This window comes from Tsuneonella litorea (assembly GCF_025154015.1).
GTDB classification, from domain to species: Bacteria; Pseudomonadota; Alphaproteobacteria; order Sphingomonadales; family Sphingomonadaceae; genus Tsuneonella; species Tsuneonella litorea.
The window spans coordinates 124,641-147,204 of sequence record NZ_JAOAMV010000004.1; the positions used below are offsets into that span (position 1 = coordinate 124,641).

Sequence of the window (22,564 nt, forward strand, 5' to 3'; positions counted from 1 at the left end):
GAGGCACGCCCGGTGCGGGCAGGCCCTCGCTGCATTCCGGTGCACCCCGCCCGGCTGCGGAACGACCGTCGACAGGCAGGTCTCCTGGCTCCCGGATCGTCGCTCACGGCCGCCTTCCCGCTTTCGCAGTGGCTGCTGGCCGCTCGCTCCCCGGTCACAGTTGCGGGGGCAGCGCGGGGTTCTCACCCGCTTCCCTCTTCGGTCCGGGCGCAACCCCGGACAACCCGTGACGTGGCGCGCGCGATAGGCCCCTGCGGCTGGTTTGCCAAGTTAACGCGATCGCAAGGCTGCCGTTTAACCCCGCCTGTCAGCCTGTTCCGCTAGGAGACACCGGGGTCCAAGCCAATCGCGGTCGACGTTTCGCACCGCTACGGCCGAAGGCCGAAGCGCAAAAGGAACAGAGTGAACCCGACGCCCGCCCGCCACCCGGCAACCGCCCGGCTATCGCCCCGCAAGCCAGCGGGGGATGGATGGCGGGCGGCTCTCGGCAATGCGATTGCAGGCCCGCATCGCGGCCGCCGGCTGTTCGCGCTCGCCGCTGCGGTGGGCGTTCCCGCCATGGCCGCTCCTGGCGAATGGCGCACCTTCGATCTTGCGGCCGATCCCGCCGAAGCGCCGGTGACCGCGATGCCGTTCGAAAGACCGGGTGAAAGCTTCCCCGGCTCGGCGTTCTTCTATCTCGAGGATCTGCCGCCCCTTCCTACCGGCGATGCGCCGGCGCCGCTCGAATCCGTCGTGCATCCTGGTGACGAGCCCGCCGCGACTGGACCTGAAGGTCCCGCAGCGCGGGCATTCACGGAAACCGGCACCGGACTCGACAAGGCTCGTGCGCTGCAGTGCATGACGATGGCGCTCTATTACGAAGCCGCGAACGAGCCGACCGAAGGTCAGCGCGCGGTGGCACAGGTGATCCTCAATCGGGTCGCCCATCCGAGCTATCCGAACAGCGTGTGCGCGGTGGTCTTTCAGGGCAGCGAACGGCGAACCGGCTGCCAGTTCAGCTTCACCTGCGACGGCAGCCTTGAACGCCGGCCCGCACGGGAGAGTTGGAACCGGGCGCGACGGGTGGCCATGTCCGCGCTCGGCGGCGCGGTCTATCGCCCCGTCGGCCTCGCCACGCATTACCATGCGACATACGTCCTGCCGTATTGGGCGGAGAGCCTTGCGAACGTGGGCACCATCGGATTGCACACGTTCTACAAATGGCGCGGCGCGGCGGGTGCAGCCGATGCCTTCGGCGCGCGCTATGCCGGTCGCGAGCCGCTTCCCGTGCCCCATCCGCGCAGCTACAGCGATCCGGCCGGATCGGCTCCCGACCCGGTCGTCCTCGCCCAGGCTTACGAAGCCGCGCGCGCAAAGGCCGCGGCAGTTCAGGGCGCGGGCTATCTTCCCCCCGCGCCACAGGTGCAGGTTCCCCCCCTGGCGGTACGCGGCGGCGAACCGATCCTGGCGGCCGGAAACCTGCCCCGGGCCAGCGGCGTAAGGGCCGAATACGCAAATTCGGGTCGCTGGATCGCCGAACCCGGCACTATCACCGCGCGAGACGTAAACAGCCGATAACCCTGCAGGTTACCGCGCGCGTAACCGTGTCGGCGAACCGGCGCTTAGGCCCCATGTGCGATTGGGGACTGAGATAGGACAAGGATCGCAACTCGCCCATGCCGCTTCGCTTTGCACCTGCCAGGACAATCACCCGTTCTCCGATTGCCCGTGCTCTCGCACGGCGCGCGGTTGAGCGGGCGGCGAACGACAACGGGGACCTCGGCCCCGCCGATGACGCCATGCTCTATGGAGCGCTGCGTCATTTCGCGACGCACGGGCTGGGTGCCGCGTTGGCCGCGGCGACCGAAGCCGAGCGCGCGCTGGCGGCAGGTGATCGCCAGGCGCACGACTGGTGGCTCGGGATCTGCCGCACTTTCGACCGCCGGCTCGCCGACCGCCGGGCCGAAGCGGCGCGCTTGCCGGGATAATGCGGCCGGCGCGGTAAGCCTCGTCTTAACCATATGGTGACGGACCGCCCCTAAGACGAGCGCACATGACTGGGGTGGTCGCAAAACGCCGGTTTGCCCGGCTTTCAAAATGGTGCGGCGAAGCCGAACCACCGAGCAGCGAAGTGCATCTTCGTCTGCTACGAACCTTGTACAACCAGCCGGCAGGCCTGCTCATGGCCACGGTCATCGGGTCGATCCTGACCGCAATCGCGGCGTTGGCGACCGCATCGCTGCCGCTGCTGATCGGGGCGATCGCAGTGATTGGCCTTGGCGCGCTGCGAGTGGCTGCCATGCGATTCATCGCGAGGCGCGCCGGTGCGTTCCCCGCCAGCTGGCTCGAGGTCGTCTACACGGTCGGGGCCGCAGCATACGCGCTCGCCCTGGGTCTGTTCGCGGCCGCGACGATCTGGCTTCGCGTCGATCCCGCCGTGCAGGTCATGATCCTTCCATTCGTCGTCGGCTACGCTATCGCCACCGGGGCCCGCGATGCGGGGCGCCCGGCCATAGCGATGAGCCAGCCGATCCTCGTCGGCCTGCCGGTGGTGGTCGCGCTCATCAGCGACGGGTCGCTGGCGTACGTGACGCTGGCGTTGGCAGCCTCCCTCGCCTTCCCTGCGATCGGCGCCATTGTCCACACCATCTACCGGTCCCTCCACGATGCCACATCCTCGGCGGAGACCAGCGCCGAGATTGCCGAGAAGATGAAGGTTCTTGCCCGGACCGACGTGGTTACCGGTCTGGCCAACCGCGCCGGGTTCAATCATGCGCTCGGTGAAGCCGTCAGCGCAGCAAAAGGCGATCGGATGCTTGCGCTGTTTTGGCTCGACCTTGACCGCTTCAAGGAAGTCAACGACCTGCTTGGCCACACCGTTGGCGACCGGGTTCTGGCCGCGGTTGCGAACCGGCTTCAGGAAGTCTCGCCCGAAGGGGCGACGGTGGCGCGCTTCGGGGGCGATGAATTCATAATGGTCTGCCCCGTCGAAGACCGCCAAAAGTGCGAGATGCTCGCTTCCAGAGTCCTGGAAAACGTCACCCGGCCGCTGCGCCTCGACACCGAGCGTCTCGAGGTGCCCGCATCGATGGGAATCGCCATCCTGCCGGAAGACGGAGCGGACGCCGACGCCCTGATGCAATGCGCGGATCTCGCGCTCTATCACGCAAAGGTCGGCGGCAAGAACCGCAGCCGGTTCTACGATCCGGCGATGAGCCGGACGCTGATCCGCCGCCGCGAAATCGAGCACGAGCTGCGCGCCGCGATCCAGCGCGACGAGCTTTCGATCTTCTTCCAGCCAATCGTCGACCTCGAGAGCGGCCGTATCCGCACGTTCGAGGCTTTGGTTCGGTGGTTCCATCCCGAAAAGGGCGAACTGACGCCTGACGAGTTCATACCGGTCGCCGAGGAGACTGGCGTCATCGTCACCCTCGGAAACTGGATCACCGCGCAGGCGGCGCGCGCAGCAGTCCATTGGCCGGATGACGTCAGCTTGGCGGTCAACCTCTCGCCGCTCCAGATCAAGGCGCCGGGCGCTGCCCTCGGCATCCTCTCGGCCCTGCGCGAAGCGGGTCTGGATCCATCGCGTCTCGAACTCGAGGTGACTGAGAGCCTGTTTCTGGACGATAACCACGCGACGGCCGGTTTCATCGAAGCGCTATCGTCTGCAGGGGTCCACTTCGCGCTCGACGACTTCGGCACCGGCTATTCTTCCTTGGGCTACATCGACCGTTTCCCCTTCCGCAAGATCAAGGTCGACCGCAGCTTCGTTTCCGGCCCGAATGTGGGTCGCAAGAGCGAAGCGATTATTCGAGCGGTGGCCGAGATGGGCGCGCAGCTCGACATGGAAATCGTCGCCGAAGGGCTCGAAACGGTCGACCAGGTCTCGGCCGTGCGCGCGGCCGGGTGTACGCTCGGCCAGGGCTACTACTTCAGCCGGGCAGTGCCCGATTACCTGGCAGCCGTCCTGCTGGCGCAGGAGCGCGCTACCGAGGCAGTCAAGCGCACGGCGGTCTGAGCCTCATTCTACGCAGATTCAGTCAAGCGGATTCATCCCGTGCCAAGCGAAATGCGGGATACTGTTCCGCATGGGCATGAAGCTCCTCTTCCTTGGGCTGGTGTTCCTCAGCGGGCTCTGGGCACTGGGCTACGGCCCCGACGACGTCACCCGTGCGGCTCGGCACCTCGCTGAAGCGAACGCGTCTGCGATCGATCCGGGCGAGGACGACGCCTGGGACTAGAAGGCCGCAGGGCCATTTCTGCTACTGCGAACCATTTGCAAAGATAGTCATACGGCCGCATGGTTTGGCGGTTGCATTCGGCGTTTCCCGCGCCTAGGCCGCCTTTCGCACCAAGGGGCCGCCCCCGCCCGCGGGAGGGAGTCGCGCCCAGACGAGGCCCGTCCCGCGCGACCGAAGGAAACGCTTCCCCCATGGCCCGCAAGAAGATCGCGCTCGTCGGCGCTGGCATGATCGGCGGCACGCTCGCCCACCTCGCCGCGAAGAAGGAAATGGGCGACATCGTCCTGTTCGACATTGCCGAGGGCATTCCCCAGGGCAAGGCGCTCGACCTGTCGCAATGTGGTCCCATCGAAGGCTTCGACGCCAAGATCATGGGCACCAACGACTATGCCGACATCGCTGGCGCCGATGTGGTGATCGTGACCGCGGGCGTGCCGCGCAAGCCGGGCATGAGCCGCGACGACCTGCTCGGCATCAACCTCAAGGTCATGAAGGCGGTCGGCGAAGGCATTCGCGACAATTGTCCCGACGCGTTCGTGATCTGCATCACCAACCCGCTCGACGCCATGGTCTGGGCACTGCGCGAATATTCGGGCCTCCCGCACGAGAAGGTGGTCGGCATGGCCGGCGTACTCGATTCAGCGCGCTTCGCGACCTTCCTTGCCTGGGAATTCGGAGTTTCGGTCAAGGACGTGAATGCCTTCGTCCTTGGAGGACACGGCGACACGATGGTCCCCGTCACCAGCTACACCACGATCAGCGGCATTCCCGTCAACGATCTCGCCAAGACCCGCGGCATCGATGCCAGCAAGATTGACGAGATCGTCAAGCGCACACGCGGCGGCGGCGGCGAAATCGTCGGTCTCCTCAAGACCGGTTCCGCTTATTATGCACCCGCCACCAGCGCGATTGCCATGGCCGAGGCCTACCTCGGCGACCAGAAGCGGATCCTCCCCTGCGCGGCATATGTTCAGGGCAAGTACGACGTCGACGGCCTCTACGTCGGCGTTCCCGCGGTGATCGGAGCGAGCGGCATCGAGGAGGTGATCGAGATCGAGCTGTCCGACGAGGAAAAGGCCAATCTCAAGGTTTCGACCGATGCGGTCGAGGAACTGCTCGAAGCGTGCAAGAGCATGGACGGGGCGCTGGCATGAGCATCCTCGTCGACAGGAACACCCGCGTCATCACTCAGGGCATGACCGGCGACACGGGCACGTTTCACACGCAACAGGCGCTCGACTACGGGACGCAGATGGTTGCCGGCGTGACCCCCGGCAAGGGCGGCACCACGCATATCGGGCTTCCGGTCTATGACACCGTCGCCGAGGCCAGGGCGGCGACCGGGGCAACCGCGAGCTGCATCTACGTGCCGCCGCCGTTCGCCGCGGATTCGATCCTCGAGGCGATCGACGCCGAGGTCGAGCTGATCGTCTGCATCACCGAGGGCATTCCGGTGCTCGACATGGTCCGCGTGAAGCGGGCCCTGACGGGTTCGAAGTCGCGGCTGATCGGCCCGAACTGCCCCGGCGTCCTGACCCCCGGCGAATGCAAGATCGGCATCATGCCCGGGCAGATCTTCCAGAAGGGCACGGTCGGCATCGTCAGCCGCTCTGGCACGCTGACCTACGAGGCGGTGCACCAGACCTCGCAGGTGGGCCTGGGCCAGACCACCGCGGTAGGCATCGGCGGCGACCCGGTCAACGGGACCAACTTCATCGACGTGCTCGAACTGTTCCTCAAGGACGACGCGACCAAGTCGATCGTGATGATCGGCGAGATCGGCGGCAGCGCCGAGGAAGAGGCGGCACAGTTCCTCGCCGACGAGGCGAAGCGGGGCTGGAAGAAGCCGGTGGTCGGCTTCATCGCCGGCCGCACCGCGCCTCCGGGCCGCCGGATGGGCCACGCCGGGGCGATCGTCTCGGGCGGCCAGGGCGGCGCCGAGGACAAGATCGCGGCGATGGAAGCCGCCGGCATCCGGGTCAGCCCGAGTCCGAGCGAACTCGGCACCACGCTCGACGCGCTGCTCAAGGAACTGGCCTGAACTTTTGCCGCGACGCCCTCCTTGCGGGAGCGTCGCGGCGGTTCAGGCATTGCCTGTGTGAAGGTAGGCCACCCGATGGGTAACGAAACACACGATTTTCTCCCCGACGACCCCCAACCGGGGCCGAGCTGGGCCAACGCGCGCTGGCCGGTGGTCGGCGGGGAAAGCGAGGACGACCTTACCCAGGCGCTCGACCCCACTGCGATGCAGGTCGCCATCAAGGCAGCCGCCGCGAAGGCCGGCAAGCCGCTGGACGACAAGGCGGTGGAGCAGGCCGCGGGCGATTCGATCCGCGCGATGATGCTCGTCCGGACCTATCGCGTGCGCGGACACTTGGCCGCCAATCTCGACCCGCTCGGGCTGTCCCAGCGCGAACTGCCGGCCGACATGACGCCCGAGTACCACAGCTTCAGCGGCGCCGCGCTCGAGCGGCCGGTCTTTGTCGGCGGCACGCTCGGCCTCGAGTGGACGACGATCACCGAACTCGTGCGGATCCTGCGCAAGAACTACTGCGGCCACGTCGGCTTCGACTACATGCACATCGCCGACGTCGAGGAGCGCCGCTTCATCCAGGAACGGATCGAAGGCCCGGACAAGGTCATCACCTTCACGCCCGAGGGCAAGCGCGCGATCCTGGCCGCGGTGATCCGCGGCGAGCAGTACGAAAAGTACCTCGGCAAGAAGTACGTCGGCACCAAGCGCTTCGGCCTCGACGGCGGCGAGGCGATGATCCCGGCGCTGGAGAGTGTGATCAAGTACGGCGGCGCACTCGGCGTGCGCGAGATCATCTACGGGATGGCGCACCGCGGCCGCCTCAACGTCCTCGCGAACGTGATGGCAAAGCCCTACAAGGTCATCTTCCACGAGTTTTCCGGCGGCAGCGCGAACCCCGACGACGTCGGCGGATCGGGCGACGTGAAGTACCACCTCGGCACCTCGACCGACCGCGAGTTCGACGGGATCAAGGTGCACATGAGCCTGGTCCCGAACCCCTCGCACCTCGAGGCGGTCGACCCGGTCGTCCTCGGCAAGGCGCGCGCGCAGCAGGCGATCCGCGACGACCTGAAAAAGCACGAACAGGTCCTGCCCGTACTGATCCACGGCGACGCGGCGTTTGCCGGCCAGGGCATCGTCTGGGAGTGCCTCGGCTTTTCGGGTGTGCGCGGATACAACACCGGCGGCTGCCTGCACTTCGTGATCAACAACCAGATCGGGTTCACAACGAGCCCGCAGTTCGCCCGTTCGTCACCCTACCCCTCGGACGTCGCGAAGGGCGTCCAGGCACCGATCCTTCACGTGAACGGCGACGATCCCGAAGCGGTCACCTTCGCCTGCAAGCTGGCGATCGAGTACCGCCAGAGGTTCGGCCGCGACATCGTGATCGACATGTGGTGCTATCGCCGCTTCGGCCACAACGAGGGCGACGAGCCGAGCTTCACCCAACCCCTGATGTACGCCAAGATCAGGAGCCACGCGAAGGTCAGCGAGATCTACGAAAAGCGCCTGATCGAGGAAGGCGTCGTCCAGCCGGGCGATGCCGACGCGATGTGCAACGAGTTCAACGCCCACCTAGACGAGGAATTCGACGGGGCGGACAGTTACAAGCCCAATATCGCCGACTGGTTCGGCGGCCGCTGGGCCGGCCTCAACAAGCCCGTCGATCCCGAGGAGGCGCGCCGCAACGTCGAGACCGCGATCAGCCGCAAGCTGCTCGACAGCCTCGGCCGCACGCTGACGACGGTCCCCGACGATCTGACGATCCACAAGACGCTGGGCCGGGTGCTCGACGCCAAGCGCCAGATGTTCGCGAACGGCGGCGAATTCGACTGGGCGACGGCCGAAGCGCTCGCCTTCGGCAGCCTCGTCACCGAGGGTTACGGCGTGCGCCTGTCGGGCCAGGATTCGGGCCGCGGCACCTTCAGCCAGCGCCATGCGGTGTGGGTCGACCAGCAGACCGAGCGCAAGTACATCCCGCTGACCCAGCTGCCGCACGGCAAGTTCGAGGTCTATGACAGCCCGCTGTCCGAATACGGCGTGCTCGGGTTCGAATACGGCTTCGCGATGGCCGATCCCAAGACCCTCGTGCTGTGGGAGGCGCAGTTCGGCGACTTCTCCAACGGCGCGCAGATCATCATCGACCAGTTCATCGCCGCGGGAGAGGCGAAGTGGCTGCGCGCCAACGGCCTCGTGATGCTGCTGCCGCACGGCTACGAAGGACAGGGCCCGGAACACTCGTCCGCCCGGCTCGAGCGATTCCTCCAGCTCTGCGCGAACGACAACATCCAGGTCTGCAACATCACCGTTCCTGCCAACTACTTCCACGTGCTGCGCCGGCAGATGCTGCGGCCGTTCCGCAAGCCGCTGATCATCATGACGCCGAAGTCGCTGCTGCGCCACCCGATGGCGAAAAGCCCGGTGGACGAGTTCACCGGCGAGAGCCACTTCCGCCGGATCGTCAGCGACACGACCGAGATCGCCGACGACAAGGTCCGCCGGCTCGTGCTGTGCAGCGGAAAGGTCGCCTACGACCTGATCCAGAAGCGCGACGAGGAAGGACTCGATGACGTATCGGTCGTGCGTATCGAACAGCTCTATCCCTTCCCCGGCGAACCGCTGAGCGTGCGCATCAAGCGCATGAAGAACCTCGAGACGATCGTCTGGTGCCAGGAAGAGCCGCGCAACAACGGCGCGTGGTTCTTCGTCGACCGCCTGATCGAACAGGCAGCCGCCGCAGCCGGCAAGGAAGGGATGCGCCCGGTCTACGCCGGCCGCGAGGTCGCCGCGTCGCCCGCGACGGGTTTCGCCAAGCGGCACGAGGAACAGCAGCGCGCACTGGTCGGGCTCGCGCTCGGCCTCAACGATGGCGGCGAGGCCCTGCGCGGCAACACGGCGCGCCTCGCCAAGAAGAAACCCGCCTGAGGAAGCGATAGATGTCCAAGGAAGTCAAAGTCCCAACGCTGGGCGAATCGGTGACCGAAGCGACCGTCGGCGAATGGCTCAAGAAGCCGGGCGACCCGGTCTCGGTCGATGAGCCGATCGCCAGCCTCGAGACCGACAAGGTCGCCGTCGAGGTGCCCTCGCCGGTCAACGGCGTGATGGGCGAGCAGAAGGTCGCGGTCGGCGAAACGGTCGAAGTCGGCGCGCTGCTGGCGACGATCGAGGACGACGTCGCTGCGGGCGAGAGCACGAGTGTCGAGCCGCGCGAAGCCGCCGCGCCTGCGGAGCAAGCTCCTGCCCCCGCCTCGACCGCGTCGGATGAGCGCAAGGACGACGGCACGCTCGAGGACACTGCTCCCGCGCAGGCGAAGGTCCACGACCCCGAGGCGACCCAGACCCTGAGCCCGGCTGTGCGCCGCGCGGTGCTCGAACACGGCGTCGATCCCTCGACGATCAAGGGAACCGGCAAGGACGGCCGGCTCACCAAGGAAGACGTGCTGGCCGCCGCGGCCGAGGCGAAGGCTGCCCCCGCGCCGTCGTCCTCCGCTCCCGCGCCTTCGCCGAGCCCCGCGCCCGCCCCCGCCGCGACTGGCGAACGGCGCGAGGAGCGGGTCAAGATGACCCGGATGCGCCAGACGATCGCGAAGCGGCTGAAGAGCGCGCAGGACACCGCCGCGCTGCTCACGACCTTCAACGACGTCGACATGACCGCGGTCATCGAGGCGCGCGAGAAGTTCAAGGACACCTTCGCGAAGAAGCACGACATCAAGCTCGGTTTCATGTCGTTCTTCGCCAAGGCCGCTTGCCTCGCGCTGAAGGACATTCCCAGCGTGAACGCACAGATCGAGGGCGACGAGATCGTCTACTTCGATTACGTCGACATCTCGGTCGCGGTCAGCGCGCCGAACGGCCTCGTCGTGCCGGTCGTGCGCGATGCGGACCGCAAGAGCTTCGCTCAGATCGAAAAGGACATCGCCGACTTCGGCAAGCGCGCCAAGGACGGCACGCTGACGATGGAGGACATGAAGGGCGGGACCTTCACGATCTCCAACGGCGGCGTTTTCGGGGGGCTCATGTCCACCCCGATCATCAACCCGCCGCAGAGCGCCGTCCTCGGCCTTCACCGCATCGAGGACCGCCCGGTCGTCCGCGACGGCGAGATCGTCATCCGCCCGATGATGTACATCGCGCTGTCCTACGACCATCGCCTGATCGACGGGCGCGAGGCGGTCACCGCCCTCAAGACGATCAAGGAGGCGATCGAGGATCCCATGCGGATGCTGATCGACCTTTGAGGAAGAGACAATGGCTGAATACGACTACGACGTCCTCGTCATCGGCGCCGGCCCGGGCGGCTATGTCGCCGCGATCCGTGCAGCGCAGCTCGGGCTCAAGACCGCCTGCGTGGAGAGCCGCGAGACGCTCGGCGGCACGTGCCTCAACGTCGGGTGCATCCCGTCGAAGGCGATGCTGCACGCGAGCGAGTACTTCGACGCGGCGGCCAACGGCACGATGGCCAAGATGGGCGTCGAGGTCACCCCGAAGCTGAACCTCGACGCGATGCACGCGCAGCGGCTGGACGCGATCAAGCAGCTCACCGGCGGGATCGCGTTCCTGTTCAAGAAGAACAAGGTCGACTGGAAGAAGGGCCACGCGACATTCATCGATCCGCACACGGTCGACGTAGGGGGCGAAAAGGTTACCGCGAAGAACGTGATCATCGCCACGGGTTCATCTGTCACCCCGCTCAATGGCGTCGAAGTCGACAACGACAAGCAGGTCGTGGTGGACTCGACGGGCGCGCTCGAGCTCAAGGCGGTGCCGAAGAAGATGGTCGTCATCGGCGGCGGCGTGATCGGGCTCGAGCTTGGCTCGGTGTGGCGGCGGCTAGGGGCCGAAGTCATCGTCGTCGAGTTCCTCGACCAGCTGCTCCCCGGCATGGACATGGACGTGCGCAAGGAAGCCGCGAAGATCTTCAAGAAGCAGGGCATGACGATGATGCTCGGCCACAAGGTCACCGGCTGCACGATCAAGGGGAAGAAAGCCACTTTGACGATCGAGAAGTCGGCCGGCGGCGACGAACAGACGATCGAGGCGGACTGCGTGCTCGTCTCCATCGGGCGGCGACCGAACACCGAGAGCCTTGGCCTGGAAAAAATCGGGCTCGTGGTGAACAAGCGCGGCCAGATCGAGACCGACCACGACTTCCGCACCAAGGTCGACGGCGTGTGGGCAATCGGCGACGTGATCCCCGGCCCCATGCTGGCGCACAAGGCCGAGGACGAAGGCATCGCCTGCGCCGAGAACATCGCCGGACAGACCGGCATCGTGAACCACGCGGTGATCCCCGGCGTCGTCTACACCTGGCCCGAGATCGCCGGTGTCGGGCTGACCGAGGACGAGGCGAAGGAAGCCGGTCACACGATCAAGGTCGGCAAGTTTCCCATGCTCGCGAACAGCCGCGCCAAGACCAACCACGAGCCTGACGGTTTCGTGAAGATCATCGCCGAGGCCGAGAGCGACAAGGTGCTGGGCGTCTGGTGCATCGCGACGGTCGCCGGCACGATGATCGCCGAAGCCGCGCTGGCGATGGAGTTCGGCGCGACGAGCGAGGACATCGCCTACACCTGTCACGCCCACCCCACGCATTCCGAGGCGATCAAGGAAGCGGCGATGGCCGTGCAAGGCAAGCCCATCCACGTTTGACCGCAGGCCGGCAGGCGCGCATCTCTTGGTCCGAGGGAGAGAGGCCGCATGATTCCGAAACTGACCGACGAACCCACCGCCATCGCCTTGGCGGCGCAAATCGCGGCCCGCGAATTGTCTCCGCTTGAAGCGGTCGATGCGTGCATCGCGCGGATCGAGGCGCTCGATGGTCCGCTCAACGCCGTGGTGGTCCGCGATTTCGACCGGGCGCGCGATGTCGCCCGGGCTCTCGACGGCGAGACGCCAGGCGACCGCGCCCTGTTCGGCGTCCCCATGACGGTCAAGGAAAGCTTCAACGTCGCGGGTCTGCCGACGACGTTCGGACATCTGGAATTCAAGGACTTCGTGCCTCAGCGCGATTCGCGCGTGGTCGAGCGGCTCAAGGCCGCCGGCGCCGTGATCGTCGGCAAGACCAACGTCCCGCCCGATCTGGCTGATCTGCAATCGAACAACCCGGTATACGGCCGGACCAACAATCCGTTCGACCATTCGCGTGTCTCGGGCGGGTCCTCAGGGGGTTCGGCCGTCGCGGTCGCCAGCGGCATGGTGCCGGTCGAATATGGCACCGACATCGGCAGTTCGGTGCGCAATCCCGCCCATTTCAACGGCATCTTTGGACACAAGACGACGTTCGGCCTCGTCAGTCGCCGCGGGCACACGAGTCCGGCCGCCGCCGGCCGCGACGTGCACGAGGGCCCGCTTTCGGTACCCGGACCGCTCGCCCGTTCGGCCGACGACCTCGCGCTGCTTCTTGACCTGACGGCCGAGAGACCGCTTGCGCGCAATGCCAAGCCGCTTGCCGAATTGCGTTTTCTCGCCGTGCTCGATCATCCGGTCAGCGAGATCGACGCCTCGGTGCGCGGTCCGATCGAGACTGCGTTGGCCGAAATCGAACGCGCGGGCGCGCGCGTGGAGCGGTCCTCCGAACTGCTGCCCGACCTCGCCCTCCAGCACTCCAACTACCTGCGCCTGCTCAACGTCGCGATGGCCCGAGGGCAGCCCGCGCCCGACGGGACCGCGATGAGCCTGCCCGAATACTACCTCCTGCTCGATGAGCAGGCCCGGTGCCGTTTTTCCTGGGCGGACCTGCTCGCTGCGTACGACTTCGTGCTTGCGCCGCCCCTGCCGTTTGTCGCCTACCCGCACGACGCGACGCCCATCCGCGACCGGCGGATCACGATCAACGGCAAGGACAGCGCGTTCGGCGACGCGCTGGCGTGGGCAGGCCTCGCCACGTTCCCCAACCTGCCGAGCACGGTCGTCCCCGTCGGGGAAAGCGGGGGGTTGCCCTGCGGAATGCAAGTCATCGGAAGGGAATGGGCTGACATGGACTGCATTGCCGCGGCCGGGGCAATCGGCAGGTTGATGGGGGCCTGACGATGGCGCGCGGACGGTGGATGCAACGCTACGCCCGTTGGCATATTTGGCTCGGGTGGCTGATCGCGGTCCCCTTCCTGCTGTGGACGGTAAGCGGCGTGCTGATGGTCGTCCGGCCCATCGAGGAGGTTCGCGGCACGCATCTTCGCATTGAACCGGACCAGCGGCCCGCGCTGGAGGGCAGTCCGCGACCGATTCCCTTCCCTGTTGATACCGCGCCTCCCGTCGTGGAGATGCGCAGCTTCGTCCAGCGCGGACGGGCCGTCACGCTGGTCACCGCATCCAACGGCCTCGTGTCGCGCTACGATGCCACGACGGGCGAGCCGATCCCCGCGCTAAGCGAGCAGGAAGCGCGCGAGGCGATCGCCACTTCGATCCGCGGGGGCGACAAGATCACCGCGATGCGCTCGTTCGAGCCGGACGAGACCCCGTTCGATTTTCGCCGACCGTCGCCCGTGTGGCAGGCCACGCTCGAGGACGGAACGTTCGTTTACATCAATCGCGCCAGCGGCGAGATCGAGGCGGTGCGCACGCGCTGGTGGCGGTTCTACGATTTCATGTGGGGTCTCCACATCATGGACCTGCAAACGCGCGAACAGCCGCACAATCCGCTGACGGTGACGTTCGGCATCCTCGCGATCTTCGGCTCGCTTCTTGGGACCGTCCTCCTGTTCCGCCGCCGAAAGGCGCGCGTCACCGCCCCCGCGCGCGGCTGATACGTAGCGCGAATGGCTGTGCACGGGTCCGGTTGCGCATCGCTGAAGCCGAGAAACGATTCATGACCGCAGAGGCGGACATCGAGCGGATCGCCAACGGCTTGCTCGCCTGCACCTTGCCCAAGTCCGAATGGACCCACCGGGCGCACTTCGCCGCCGCTTTGTGGCTGCTTGCCCATCCGCACGTCCTCGCGCGGAGAGGGGGCATGGCGCCGCTCATCCGTGCGTACAATGCCGCAACCGGCGTCGAGAACAGCGAGACCAGCGGTTACCACGAAACGATTACCCGCGCGTCCCTGCGCGGCGCGGCGGCCGTGCTGGCGGATTACCCCGGCAAGCCGCTGGGCGAAATCCTCGACGCCCTGATGGAGGGTCCGCTCGGCGACAAGCGGTGGCCACTTGCGTATTGGAGCGAAGACCTGCTGATGGGATCGCAGGCCCGGCGCGAATGGGTCGAACCCGATCTGGCGCCGTTGCCCTGGCCGGGATAAGTCAGCGACGATGAACCCTCCCGTCCTGCCTCCTGCGCTCGATCTGATCGGCACCGCCGTTTTTGCGCTGACTGGGGCGCTGCTCGCAGCCCGCCTTCAGCAAACGTTCGTGACGATGGCCTTCTTCGCGCTGGTGACCGGGGTCGGCGGCGGCAGCCTGCGCGACATGTTGCTCGGCGTGCCGGCGTTCTGGCTTCATTCGCCGTGGGCGGCGCCGGTGATCTTCGCCACCGCGCTGGTCGCCTGGTTTACTCCGACGCGATGGTGGGAAAACGAGTTGCTCGAATGGGCCGACGCTGCAGGTCTCGCGGCGTTCGCGGTGCTGGGTACGGCAAAGGCGCTCGCGTTCGGCGTCGCGCCGGCCCCCGCGGCCGTGCTCGGCGTGGTGACCGGTTGCGCCGGAGGCGTCGTGCGTGACGTGATCGCAGGCGTGCCTTCGATCATCATGCGACCGGAGATATACGTTACCGCCGCGGCCCTGTCAGCGGTGCTGACCGTGCTGGGTGCGCTTGGTGGCCTGCCCGACGCCGCGACCTGGGCCCTTGCCTGGGTCGCCGGGTTTGCGGCCCGAGGCGCAGCGATCCGCTGGAAGCTTGCACTGCCCGCCTACCGCGAAGGCAGGCGCTAGACCTCAGCCCGGGAAATCGGGGGCTTCGGCAGTCTGATATCGGTCATCGTTCGCGCCGGGTTGGTCTTCTGCGGGAAGGGGGCCGCCCGGATAGTCAGGCGCACCATCCCGCTTTGCCCGGGCCGCGGCATACCGGCCCTCGTCCCACTGCCCGGCGGCGGGTTCAGCGGATCCGATCGGATCGCGCCCGAGGTCCGCTGGGCCACCGTACTCGAGGCCCTCGATACGCCCGTCGTTGCCAATCGAACACCGGAATGCGTCGCCTGTGCGCAGGCGGCCGGTCACGTCCCAGCCGGCACCGGTGCGGTTGGCCCCGTCGATGCTCTCGATCCGCGCGTTGCGCTCTACCTCGCGCGCGCACATGTCGACCGCGCGGTCGAGACCGCGGCTGTCGCCGAAACGCCCCTCGTCGGCGCGACTGCGGTAATCGTAGCGATAATCACGGTCCGGATAGGGATAGCGCTGCGGATAGCGGTAGTCACGATCGCGCCGGCTTGCATTACTGGCCGCGCTGGCGACGGCGGCGATCGCGCCAAGCACCACGACGGCTCCGATCACGTCGCCCGCGTCGACGCGGTCGCGGCGATACCAGCGACGGTGATTCTGCGCGTTCACGTTGTCGGGCTCAAACGCGCCGGTGGCGGTGACCGCGAGGGGCGCGGCAGGCACCGGCATTTCGGCCCCGGCAAGCGGCGCGGCGGCCATCGACACGCACGCGGCAAACGCCGCGGCAGAAGCGAAGCGAAGCGAATGAGCCATGGCGCGCAAGATCCCTCTGGACGGACGTGGCGGCACACTACCCCACATCGCCGCAAACGACTAGGCGGCCCAGGCTTGCAACAGCCTGAACCGCCTGTCGGTTCGGTATCTGGACGCGCGGCTTACCAGCCGTAGCGGCTGTTGTAGCCGTAGCGGTAGCCGTAGCGGCTCGAGTTCTTCAGGCCGCTGTAATCGAGGTCGACGACCCGGCCATAGCGGACGTCGCAGCTGAACCGGCCATAGTCATAGTCACGGCCGCCGTAGCGATAGTTGTAATCGCGGTTCCAGCCGCCACCGCGCTCGTTGACGACAAGAGTGCCGCGCACGCGATAACCGTCACGCTTGCGGTCGATATCGCGGATATCGGTGACCCGCGCGCCGCGGAAGCCGCGCCGCCTCAAGTCGCGCTGCGCCGCGTTCACGCACTGCGCAACCGCCGAACGCGAGTTGCCGTATCGATTGTAGTCGTAACCGTAGCGATCATTGCCGTAGCCGTACCGATCGTTGCCGTAGTACGGCCCGCCGTAGGTTCCGCCATAACTGCGGTCCTTGCCGATGGAACCCGCGACCGCGGCGATGCCGCCGATAATCAAGGCGCCGGCGATGATGTCGCCAGCGTCGATACCGTCATCATGACGGTCTCGCGCCATCGCAGGGGATGCGGAAGCCAGACCCATCGCGCCAGCCGCGACAGTTCCGACGAGGGCTTTCGAAATGGTTTTCATGGCTCACCTCAATGTTGTGCGAGGGACGATCCCTCGCCTTGCAATCCCGTTGTAGCGGGACGCCATTGAGGCGAGCCTGAATTGCGAATGCAGCCTTTGTTCAGATAAAACGACTCCAAACTGAACATGGCACGGTTGTTGCTAGCTCAATCCCCGCCTGTCGGAGGCACCTTCAGGCCGGTCCAGTAAGCCAGGAAGGACAGCACGTCCGCCCCTTCCGCGATCGCCTTGTCGGTCGGCTTGCCGCTGCCGTGGCCGGCGCGCGTCTCGATGCGAATGAGGTGCGGCTCGTCGCCTGCGTCGGCGGCTTGGAGTGCCGCGGTGTACTTGAAGCTGTGCCCCGGCACCACGCGGTCGTCGGTATCCGCGGTGGTCACCAGGGTCGCAGGGTAGTCAATGCCCGACCGGATGTTGTGGTAGGGCGAATAGGATCGCAGGACCTTGAAGTCGGCTTCCTTTGACGGGTAGCCGTAGTCGTCCACCCAGTACCGGCCAGCGGTCCAGCGGTCGAAGCGCAGCATGTCCATCACGCCCACCGCGGCACGCGCCGCATCGACGAGATCGGGCCGCTGGTTGAGGACCGCCCCCACGAGCAGGCCGCCGTTCGAACCGCCCTCAATCGCGAGCCCGTCCTTGGTGGTGACGCCGTTCGCCTTGAGCCACTCGCCGGCCGCCACAAAATCGTCGAACACGTTCTGTTTGTTGGCGAGGCGGCCCGCGTCGTGCCAGGCCTTGCCGTATTCGCCCCCGCCGCGGATATTGGCGAGCGCGAACACGCCGCCGGCATCGATCCAAGCCATGCGGGTGGCCGAGAACCCTGGCGTAAGCGAGACGTCGAACCCGCCGTAACCGTAGAGCAGGGTCGGCGCGGGAGCGGTCACGTCCTTGCGCTTGACGATGAACATCGGAATCTTCGTCCCGTCCTTCGACGGGTAGAACACCTGCCCGACGTCGTACTTCGCCGGGTCGAGCGCCAGCTTGGGAATTGCGAACGGGGTGGATTCGCCGCTCGCAAGGTCCAGCCGGTAAATCGCGGTGGGCTGGTTGAAGCTGGAGAAGGCATAGAACGTCTCCGGATCGCCCGGCCGGCCGCCGAAGCCGCTCACGGTGCCGAGCCCACCGAGGTCAATCTGGCGTACGGGGGTTCCATCGAGCGCGAACACCTCGGCGCGGCTCGCGGCGTCCTTGAGATAGCTGACGACAAGCTTGTCCCCGACGATCGACGCGGAATCGATCGGTTCGGCCCGCGCTTCGACGACGGTCTCGAAGACCGGCACATCGGCTGCGAGGTCGACCTTGACGAGCCGATACGTCGGCGCGTCCGTGTTGGTCTTGAGGTAAAGAACCGAGCCAACGGTGTCGATCGGCGTCCACTCGTTGTCGAAACCGGTGACGAGCGGCCGCAATGCCCATCCGGACTGTTCGGCCTGGGACAGGTCAATGACCTGCAGCTCGTTGCGCGAGTCGGTCCCTGTTGACGAGGTGACAAAGGCCCAGCGGCCGTCGTCGGACACGGTCGCATAGTGACCGCGCTCCGGAAAATCGGGGGTCGAGAAGACCATCCGGTCCTCGCTCTGCGGGGTGCCGAGCGCGTGGTAATAGATCGCCTGGCTGTAGTTGAGCGCCTGAAAATCCTGTCCCTCTTCCGGCTCGGGGAAGCGCGAATAGAGAAACCCTTCCTCGCCCACCCAGGAAAGCCCGGTGAACTTGGCCCAACGGATCTCGTCGCCGGTGTCCTCGCCGCTCTCGACGTCGAGCACCTTCAGGATGCGCCAGTCGGTTCCGCCGTCCTGGACGCTGTAGAGGAGCTTGCTGCCGTCGGGCGACGGTTGCCAGTCGCTCAGCGCAGTTGCCGCGTCCTTGGCCCAGCCGTTGGGGTCAAGCAGCGCGCGTCGCGGGCCGTCGAGCCCGTCCTGGACAAAGAGCGGGCTCTGGTTCTGCAGGCCGGTGTTGCGGGTGTAGAAATAGCGGCTGCCGTACCGGTGCGGCAGGCCGAAACGCTCGTAATCCATCCGCTCGGCAATGCGCGCCTTGAACCAGTCGCGACCGGGTAGGGTCTCCAGGTAGGCCTCGGTCACGGCGTTCTGCTCGGCAACCCACTTCGCGACCTTCGCGTCCGATCGTACGTCCGCCTCGAGCCAGCGATAGGGATCGGCGATTTCCTCGCCGAAGATCATCTCGACCGTGTCGGCGCGTTCGGTCGGGGGATACGCGATCGGCGTGGCGGCTGTGGCGGACATCGTGGCTCCGGATGGTTCGGCAGCGGCGGGAATGGCAAGCGCAAGCGACGAAACGGCGCCGAGTAGCGCGGTGAAGCGTAGGGTCATGAAGGTACCTGGAATCTGCGACTGCTTGCTGATGTAACCTCTTTTGGAGCGGTTTCAATCGATCGCGATCCGCCAATGCAAAAGGGCCGGAGGTTTCCCCCCGGCCCTTTGCTTGGTCCGTGCGAGCGGCGCCTCAGGCGTCCTCGAACTCGTCCTCTTCGGCGTTCAGCACCGGGCCCGAATCCTGGCCCTTGGCATCGACGTCGCGGTCGACGAACTCGATGATCGCGATCGGCGCGGCGTCGCTCTCGCGGATCCCGGCCTTGATCACGCGGGTGTATCCGCCCTCGCGGTCGGCGTACCGATCGGCGAGAACGTCGAACAGCTTCTTGAGCTGCGTCTCGTCGCCGAGGCGGCTCATCGCGAGCCGGCGATTGCTGAGGCCGCCGCGCTTGGCGAGGGTCACCAGCTTCTCGACGTAGGGACGCAGTTCCTTCGCTTTGGGCGTGGTAGTCAGGATCTGCTCGTGCTTGATCAAAGCAGCGGCGAGGTTGCGCAGGAGCGCGGCGCGATGGCCGGACTTGCGCTGCAACTTGCGGCCCTTGATGCCGTGTTTCATGTCGTCGTACTCCGTTCGTAGGGGGCCCGTGTCAGGTAGCCCGATGCAGGCCGGAAGAAGGGGTCCGGCCCATGCCCCGTGCGGCTATCAGCCGAGCAGTTCCTGCTCCAGCTTCTTGGCCATTTCCTCGATGTTCTCCGGCGGCCAGCCGGGGATGTCCATGCCGAGGCGCAGGCCCATCGAGCTCAGGACTTCCTTGATCTCGTTGAGACTCTTGCGGCCGAAGTTCGGCGTGCGGAGCATTTCGGCCTCGGTCTTCTGGACCAGGTCGCCGATGTAGATGATGTTGTCGTTCTTGAGGCAGTTGGCCGAGCGCACCGACAGCTCGAGTTCGTCGACCTTCTTGAGAAGATAACGGTTGAGCTGGTTGGCGTCGCTCTCTTCCGGCTGCGCGGCCATGCCGATCATCGGGCTGGAGGCTACGGGCACACCGTCCTCGAAGTGGACGAACAGCGCGAGCTGGTCCTGCAGGATACGCGCGGCATAGGCCACCGCGTCCTCTGGGGTGACGGTGCCGTCGGTCTCGATCGTCAGGCTCAGCTTGTCGAAGTCGAGTTCCTGTCCGACGCGGGCGTTCTCGACCTTGTAGCTCACCTGGCGGACCGGCGAGTAGAGCGAGTCGACCGGGATCAGGCCGATCGGCGCATCGACCGGACGGTTGCCGACGGCCGGGACATAGCCCTTGCCGGTGTCGGCGGTCAGTTCCATGTTGAGGTTCGCACCCTCGTCGAGGTGGCAGATCACGAGGTCCTTGTTCATCACCTCGATGTCGCCCGAAACGGCGATGTCGCCGGCGGTCACCTCGCCCGGCCCGGTGGCGGCGAGCTGGAGCCGCTTGGGTCCTTCGCCTTCCATCTTGAGCGCGATCTGCTTCACGTTGAGCACGATGTCGGTCACGTCCTCGCGCACGCCGGCTAGCGACGAGAACTCATGCAGCACGTTCTCGATCTTGATCGAAGTGATCGCCGCGCCCTGGAGGCTCGAGAGGAGCACGCGGCGCAGTGCATTGCCGAGGGTCAGGCCGAAGCCGCGCTCGAGGGGCTCGGCCACGAAGGTCGCCTTGCGGCCCTTCGCGGCGTCCTTGACCTCGAGGGTGTTGGGCTTCTTGAGTTCCTGCCAGTTCTTGGTGTTGACGGCCATGGATATCCCCTGGGGTTCAATTGGGTACGGGACCGGAGCCTGGCGGCGTCCGATCCCCGAAAGGTCGGCGGCGGGGAGCGACCCTGCCGCCGGGCAGGTAATCAGACGCGGCGGCGCTTCGACGGCCGGACCCCGTTGTGCGGGATCGGGGTTACGTCGCGGATCGAGGTGATCGTGAAGCCGACCGCCTGGAGGGCGCGCAGCGCGCTCTCGCGGCCCGAGCCGGGACCCTTGACCTCGACTTCGAGCGTTCGGACACCGTGTTCGGCGGCCTTCTTGCCTGCGTCGTCGGCGGCGACCTGGGCGGCATAGGGAGTCGACTTGCGGCTGCCCTTGAAGCCCATCATGCCCGCCGAGGACCAGCTGATCGCGTTGCCCTGTGCGTCGGTGATGGTGATCATGGTGTTGTTGAAGCTTGCGTTGACGTGCGCCACGCCGCTGGAGATGTTCTTGCGTTCACGCCGGCGAATGCGCTGGGGTTCACGTGCCATGTGGGAATTCCTGTCCTAGATCCAAGAGAGCAGCTGCTGCCTGTGCAGGCGCGGCTTACTTCTTCTTGCCGGCGATCGGCTTGGCCTTGCCCTTGCGGGTGCGGGCGTTGGTGTGGGTGCGCTGGCCGCGGACCGGCAGGCCCTTGCGGTGGCGCAGACCGCGGTAGCTGGCGAGGTCCATCAGACGCTTGATGTTCATCGCCGTCTCGCGGCGCAGGTCGCCTTCGACCTGGTGCTCGGCGTCGATGGTCTCGCGGATCTGCAGCACCTCGGCATCGGTCAGGTCCTGCACGCGGCGGGTGTGATCGATGCCCAGCTTGTCGGCGATCTTGACGGCCGTGGTGCGGCCGATACCGTGGATGTAGGTGAGCGCAATGATAACGCGCTTGTTGGTGGGGAGGTTTACCCCGGCAATACGAGCCACTTAATTCTCCATGCTCCACAGGGACGAAGGCGATTGCCAGCCCCTATCTCATCGCTAGTTTTCGGCACGGGCAGAACACCCTTACGGCAAAAAGCCCGGTTGGCGCGCGCTGAGGCTGCCGCCTGCCGGACTCGTCCCGCTGTGTCGAATATGCGCGCGCTTAAGGCGATTCGCCCACGGCGTCAATGCCCGAGCGCGCAAAAGCAGAAACGGGAGCCAGGACGGCCCCGCATCGCGTTCATCGCCAACTGCAATACACCGTAACGATTGGCGCGTCAAAGCCGGCGCGGCAAGGCAATCAGTCGTCCTTCCTGCCCATCTTGTCGAGCTCGGCCGCGACTTCGTCGGCATCTTTCACCTCGGTCGGCGCAAGGGCGGGCGTCGCATCGTCTGAGGTGGCGGATGGCGAACTCGCCGCGGAGATTTCGGCGCGGCCGAGCTTGTCGGCAAGGTGCGCCAGCTGCTGGCTCATTACTCCGTCGACCGCCTTCGATATCCTCTCGACCGGGAAACGCATGGTCCCGCCCACGACGTACTCCCACACGATCTTCGTCCCGCCGCTTGCCTTGTCTGGCTGCAAAGTGATCGTGAGCACGCCATCGACCGGTTCGCTTTGCAGCGGTCCGAGCCCACCACGCATCCGGAGAACCGTTTCGGGCCGGGCGAGAACGACGGTCATGTGTTGAGCGCTTCCGGCAAGCCCCACGCTTGTCGGCGTTTCCACCTCGGGTATGCGCTCGCAAAAGCAACCCCCTCCCTGGGGGGTGATCGACATATTCGCCGCCTCGCCCGACCACGTGTGATCATCGTCCCACCAGTTGCCCGGCGAAATGAGTGCGAGCCAGGTCGCCCTGGGCGCGGCCTTCACGATCGCCTCGTCGCGGGTGACAAAATGATCGCCGGACGTCTCGACGACCTCGGCGGCGGCGGGCGAAGCCAGGCAAGCACAGGCGAGTGCCAGAACGGACAGGTAATGCATCGGCGATTCCCCTCGCCAGCCTCTATTCCACGCCGGGGTGC

The 22,564-nt window shown here is 66.3% G+C and carries 21 protein-coding genes and 1 riboswitch; of the genes, 13 read left to right on the top strand and 8 right to left on the bottom strand.

The window, feature by feature from the left end:
- Nucleotides 1-71: 71 nt before the first annotated feature.
- Nucleotides 72-228, bottom strand: a riboswitch (cobalamin riboswitch).
- A 174-nt stretch (nucleotides 229-402) separates the two neighbouring features.
- The 13 genes from N0B51_RS08925 (at nucleotide 403) to N0B51_RS08985 (ending at nucleotide 15,119) form a co-directional block, all read left to right on the top strand.
- Nucleotides 403-1,560, top strand: a complete 1,158-nt coding sequence (locus N0B51_RS08925; protein ID WP_259961975.1) for a cell wall hydrolase — start codon at nucleotides 403-405, stop codon at nucleotides 1,558-1,560.
- Between the two features lie 98 nt (nucleotides 1,561-1,658).
- Nucleotides 1,659-1,970 (top strand): hypothetical protein, encoded by a 312-nt coding sequence (locus tag N0B51_RS08930; protein WP_259961976.1) that lies wholly within the window; start codon nucleotides 1,659-1,661, stop codon nucleotides 1,968-1,970.
- 194 nt (nucleotides 1,971-2,164) lie between these two features.
- Nucleotides 2,165-4,000, top strand: a complete 1,836-nt coding sequence (locus N0B51_RS08935) for a putative bifunctional diguanylate cyclase/phosphodiesterase (RefSeq protein ID WP_259961977.1) — start codon at nucleotides 2,165-2,167, stop codon at nucleotides 3,998-4,000.
- 76 nt (nucleotides 4,001-4,076) lie between these two features.
- Complete coding sequence (locus tag N0B51_RS08940) at nucleotides 4,077-4,223, top strand: hypothetical protein (protein WP_259961978.1); 147 nt, start codon at nucleotides 4,077-4,079, stop codon at nucleotides 4,221-4,223.
- A gap of 191 nt (nucleotides 4,224-4,414) precedes the next feature.
- Entirely contained in the window at nucleotides 4,415-5,377 is a 963-nt protein-coding gene (gene mdh / locus N0B51_RS08945; protein WP_259961979.1) for a malate dehydrogenase, read from the top strand.
- Nucleotides 5,374-6,264 carry a succinate--CoA ligase subunit alpha gene (gene sucD, locus N0B51_RS08950; protein ID WP_259961980.1) on the top strand — a complete coding sequence of 297 codons (891 nt, stop codon included), beginning with the start codon at nucleotides 5,374-5,376 and terminating at the stop codon, nucleotides 6,262-6,264. Before mdh ends, sucD begins: the two co-directional genes overlap by 4 nt.
- A 75-nt stretch (nucleotides 6,265-6,339) precedes the next feature.
- The gene (locus tag N0B51_RS08955) at nucleotides 6,340-9,183 is read left to right on the top strand and encodes a 2-oxoglutarate dehydrogenase E1 component (protein WP_259961981.1); all 2,844 of its coding nucleotides are present in this window, start codon (nucleotides 6,340-6,342) and stop codon (nucleotides 9,181-9,183) included.
- 11 nt (nucleotides 9,184-9,194) lie between these two features.
- Nucleotides 9,195-10,496, top strand: a complete 1,302-nt coding sequence (gene odhB / locus N0B51_RS08960; protein ID WP_259961982.1) for a 2-oxoglutarate dehydrogenase complex dihydrolipoyllysine-residue succinyltransferase — start codon at nucleotides 9,195-9,197, stop codon at nucleotides 10,494-10,496.
- Between the two features lie 10 nt (nucleotides 10,497-10,506).
- Nucleotides 10,507-11,907 (top strand): dihydrolipoyl dehydrogenase, encoded by a 1,401-nt coding sequence (lpdA, locus tag N0B51_RS08965; RefSeq protein ID WP_259961983.1) that lies wholly within the window; start codon nucleotides 10,507-10,509, stop codon nucleotides 11,905-11,907.
- Nucleotides 11,908-11,955: 48 nt separating this feature from the next.
- A complete protein-coding gene (locus N0B51_RS08970) occupies nucleotides 11,956-13,284 on the top strand; it encodes an amidase family protein (protein ID WP_259961985.1) in 1,329 nt (442 codons plus the stop codon).
- 20 nt (nucleotides 13,285-13,304) lie between these two features.
- Nucleotides 13,305-14,000: a PepSY domain-containing protein gene (locus tag N0B51_RS08975; RefSeq protein ID WP_259961986.1), complete on the top strand. Its 696-nt coding sequence runs from the start codon at nucleotides 13,305-13,307 to the stop codon at nucleotides 13,998-14,000.
- Nucleotides 14,001-14,062: 62 nt separating this feature from the next.
- Nucleotides 14,063-14,491, top strand: a complete 429-nt coding sequence (locus N0B51_RS08980; protein ID WP_259961987.1) for a hypothetical protein — start codon at nucleotides 14,063-14,065, stop codon at nucleotides 14,489-14,491.
- A 10-nt stretch (nucleotides 14,492-14,501) separates the two neighbouring features.
- Nucleotides 14,502-15,119 (top strand): trimeric intracellular cation channel family protein, encoded by a 618-nt coding sequence (locus N0B51_RS08985; protein ID WP_259961988.1) that lies wholly within the window; start codon nucleotides 14,502-14,504, stop codon nucleotides 15,117-15,119.
- A gap of 3 nt (nucleotides 15,120-15,122) precedes the next feature.
- On the opposite strand, the gene N0B51_RS08990 is transcribed toward N0B51_RS08985, so the two are convergent.
- The 8 genes from N0B51_RS08990 to N0B51_RS09025 form a co-directional block, all read right to left on the bottom strand.
- Nucleotides 15,123-15,878 carry a hypothetical protein gene (locus N0B51_RS08990; protein ID WP_259961989.1) on the bottom strand — a complete coding sequence of 252 codons (756 nt, stop codon included), beginning with the start codon at nucleotides 15,876-15,878 and terminating at the stop codon, nucleotides 15,123-15,125.
- Nucleotides 15,879-16,000: 122 nt separating this feature from the next.
- Entirely contained in the window at nucleotides 16,001-16,528 is a 528-nt protein-coding gene (locus tag N0B51_RS08995; protein WP_259961990.1) for a hypothetical protein, read from the bottom strand.
- Nucleotides 16,529-16,749: 221 nt separating this feature from the next.
- On the bottom strand, nucleotides 16,750-18,843 hold the full coding sequence (locus N0B51_RS09000) for a prolyl oligopeptidase family serine peptidase (RefSeq protein WP_259961991.1): 2,094 nt from the start codon (nucleotides 18,841-18,843) through the stop codon (nucleotides 16,750-16,752).
- Nucleotides 18,844-19,063: 220 nt separating this feature from the next.
- Complete coding sequence (gene rplQ / locus N0B51_RS09005) at nucleotides 19,064-19,489, bottom strand: 50S ribosomal protein L17 (RefSeq protein ID WP_259961992.1); 426 nt, start codon at nucleotides 19,487-19,489, stop codon at nucleotides 19,064-19,066.
- 87 nt (nucleotides 19,490-19,576) lie between these two features.
- The gene (locus tag N0B51_RS09010) at nucleotides 19,577-20,629 is read right to left on the bottom strand and encodes a DNA-directed RNA polymerase subunit alpha (RefSeq protein ID WP_259961993.1); all 1,053 of its coding nucleotides are present in this window, start codon (nucleotides 20,627-20,629) and stop codon (nucleotides 19,577-19,579) included.
- 101 nt (nucleotides 20,630-20,730) lie between these two features.
- Complete coding sequence (gene rpsK, locus N0B51_RS09015; protein WP_047820301.1) at nucleotides 20,731-21,120, bottom strand: 30S ribosomal protein S11; 390 nt, start codon at nucleotides 21,118-21,120, stop codon at nucleotides 20,731-20,733.
- A 55-nt stretch (nucleotides 21,121-21,175) separates the two neighbouring features.
- Nucleotides 21,176-21,544, bottom strand: coding sequence for a 30S ribosomal protein S13 (rpsM, locus tag N0B51_RS09020; RefSeq protein ID WP_259961994.1), 369 nt, complete (start codon nucleotides 21,542-21,544; stop codon nucleotides 21,176-21,178).
- 298 nt (nucleotides 21,545-21,842) lie between these two features.
- Complete coding sequence (locus tag N0B51_RS09025; RefSeq protein ID WP_259961995.1) at nucleotides 21,843-22,523, bottom strand: SRPBCC family protein; 681 nt, start codon at nucleotides 22,521-22,523, stop codon at nucleotides 21,843-21,845.
- Nucleotides 22,524-22,564 lie beyond the last annotated feature (41 nt).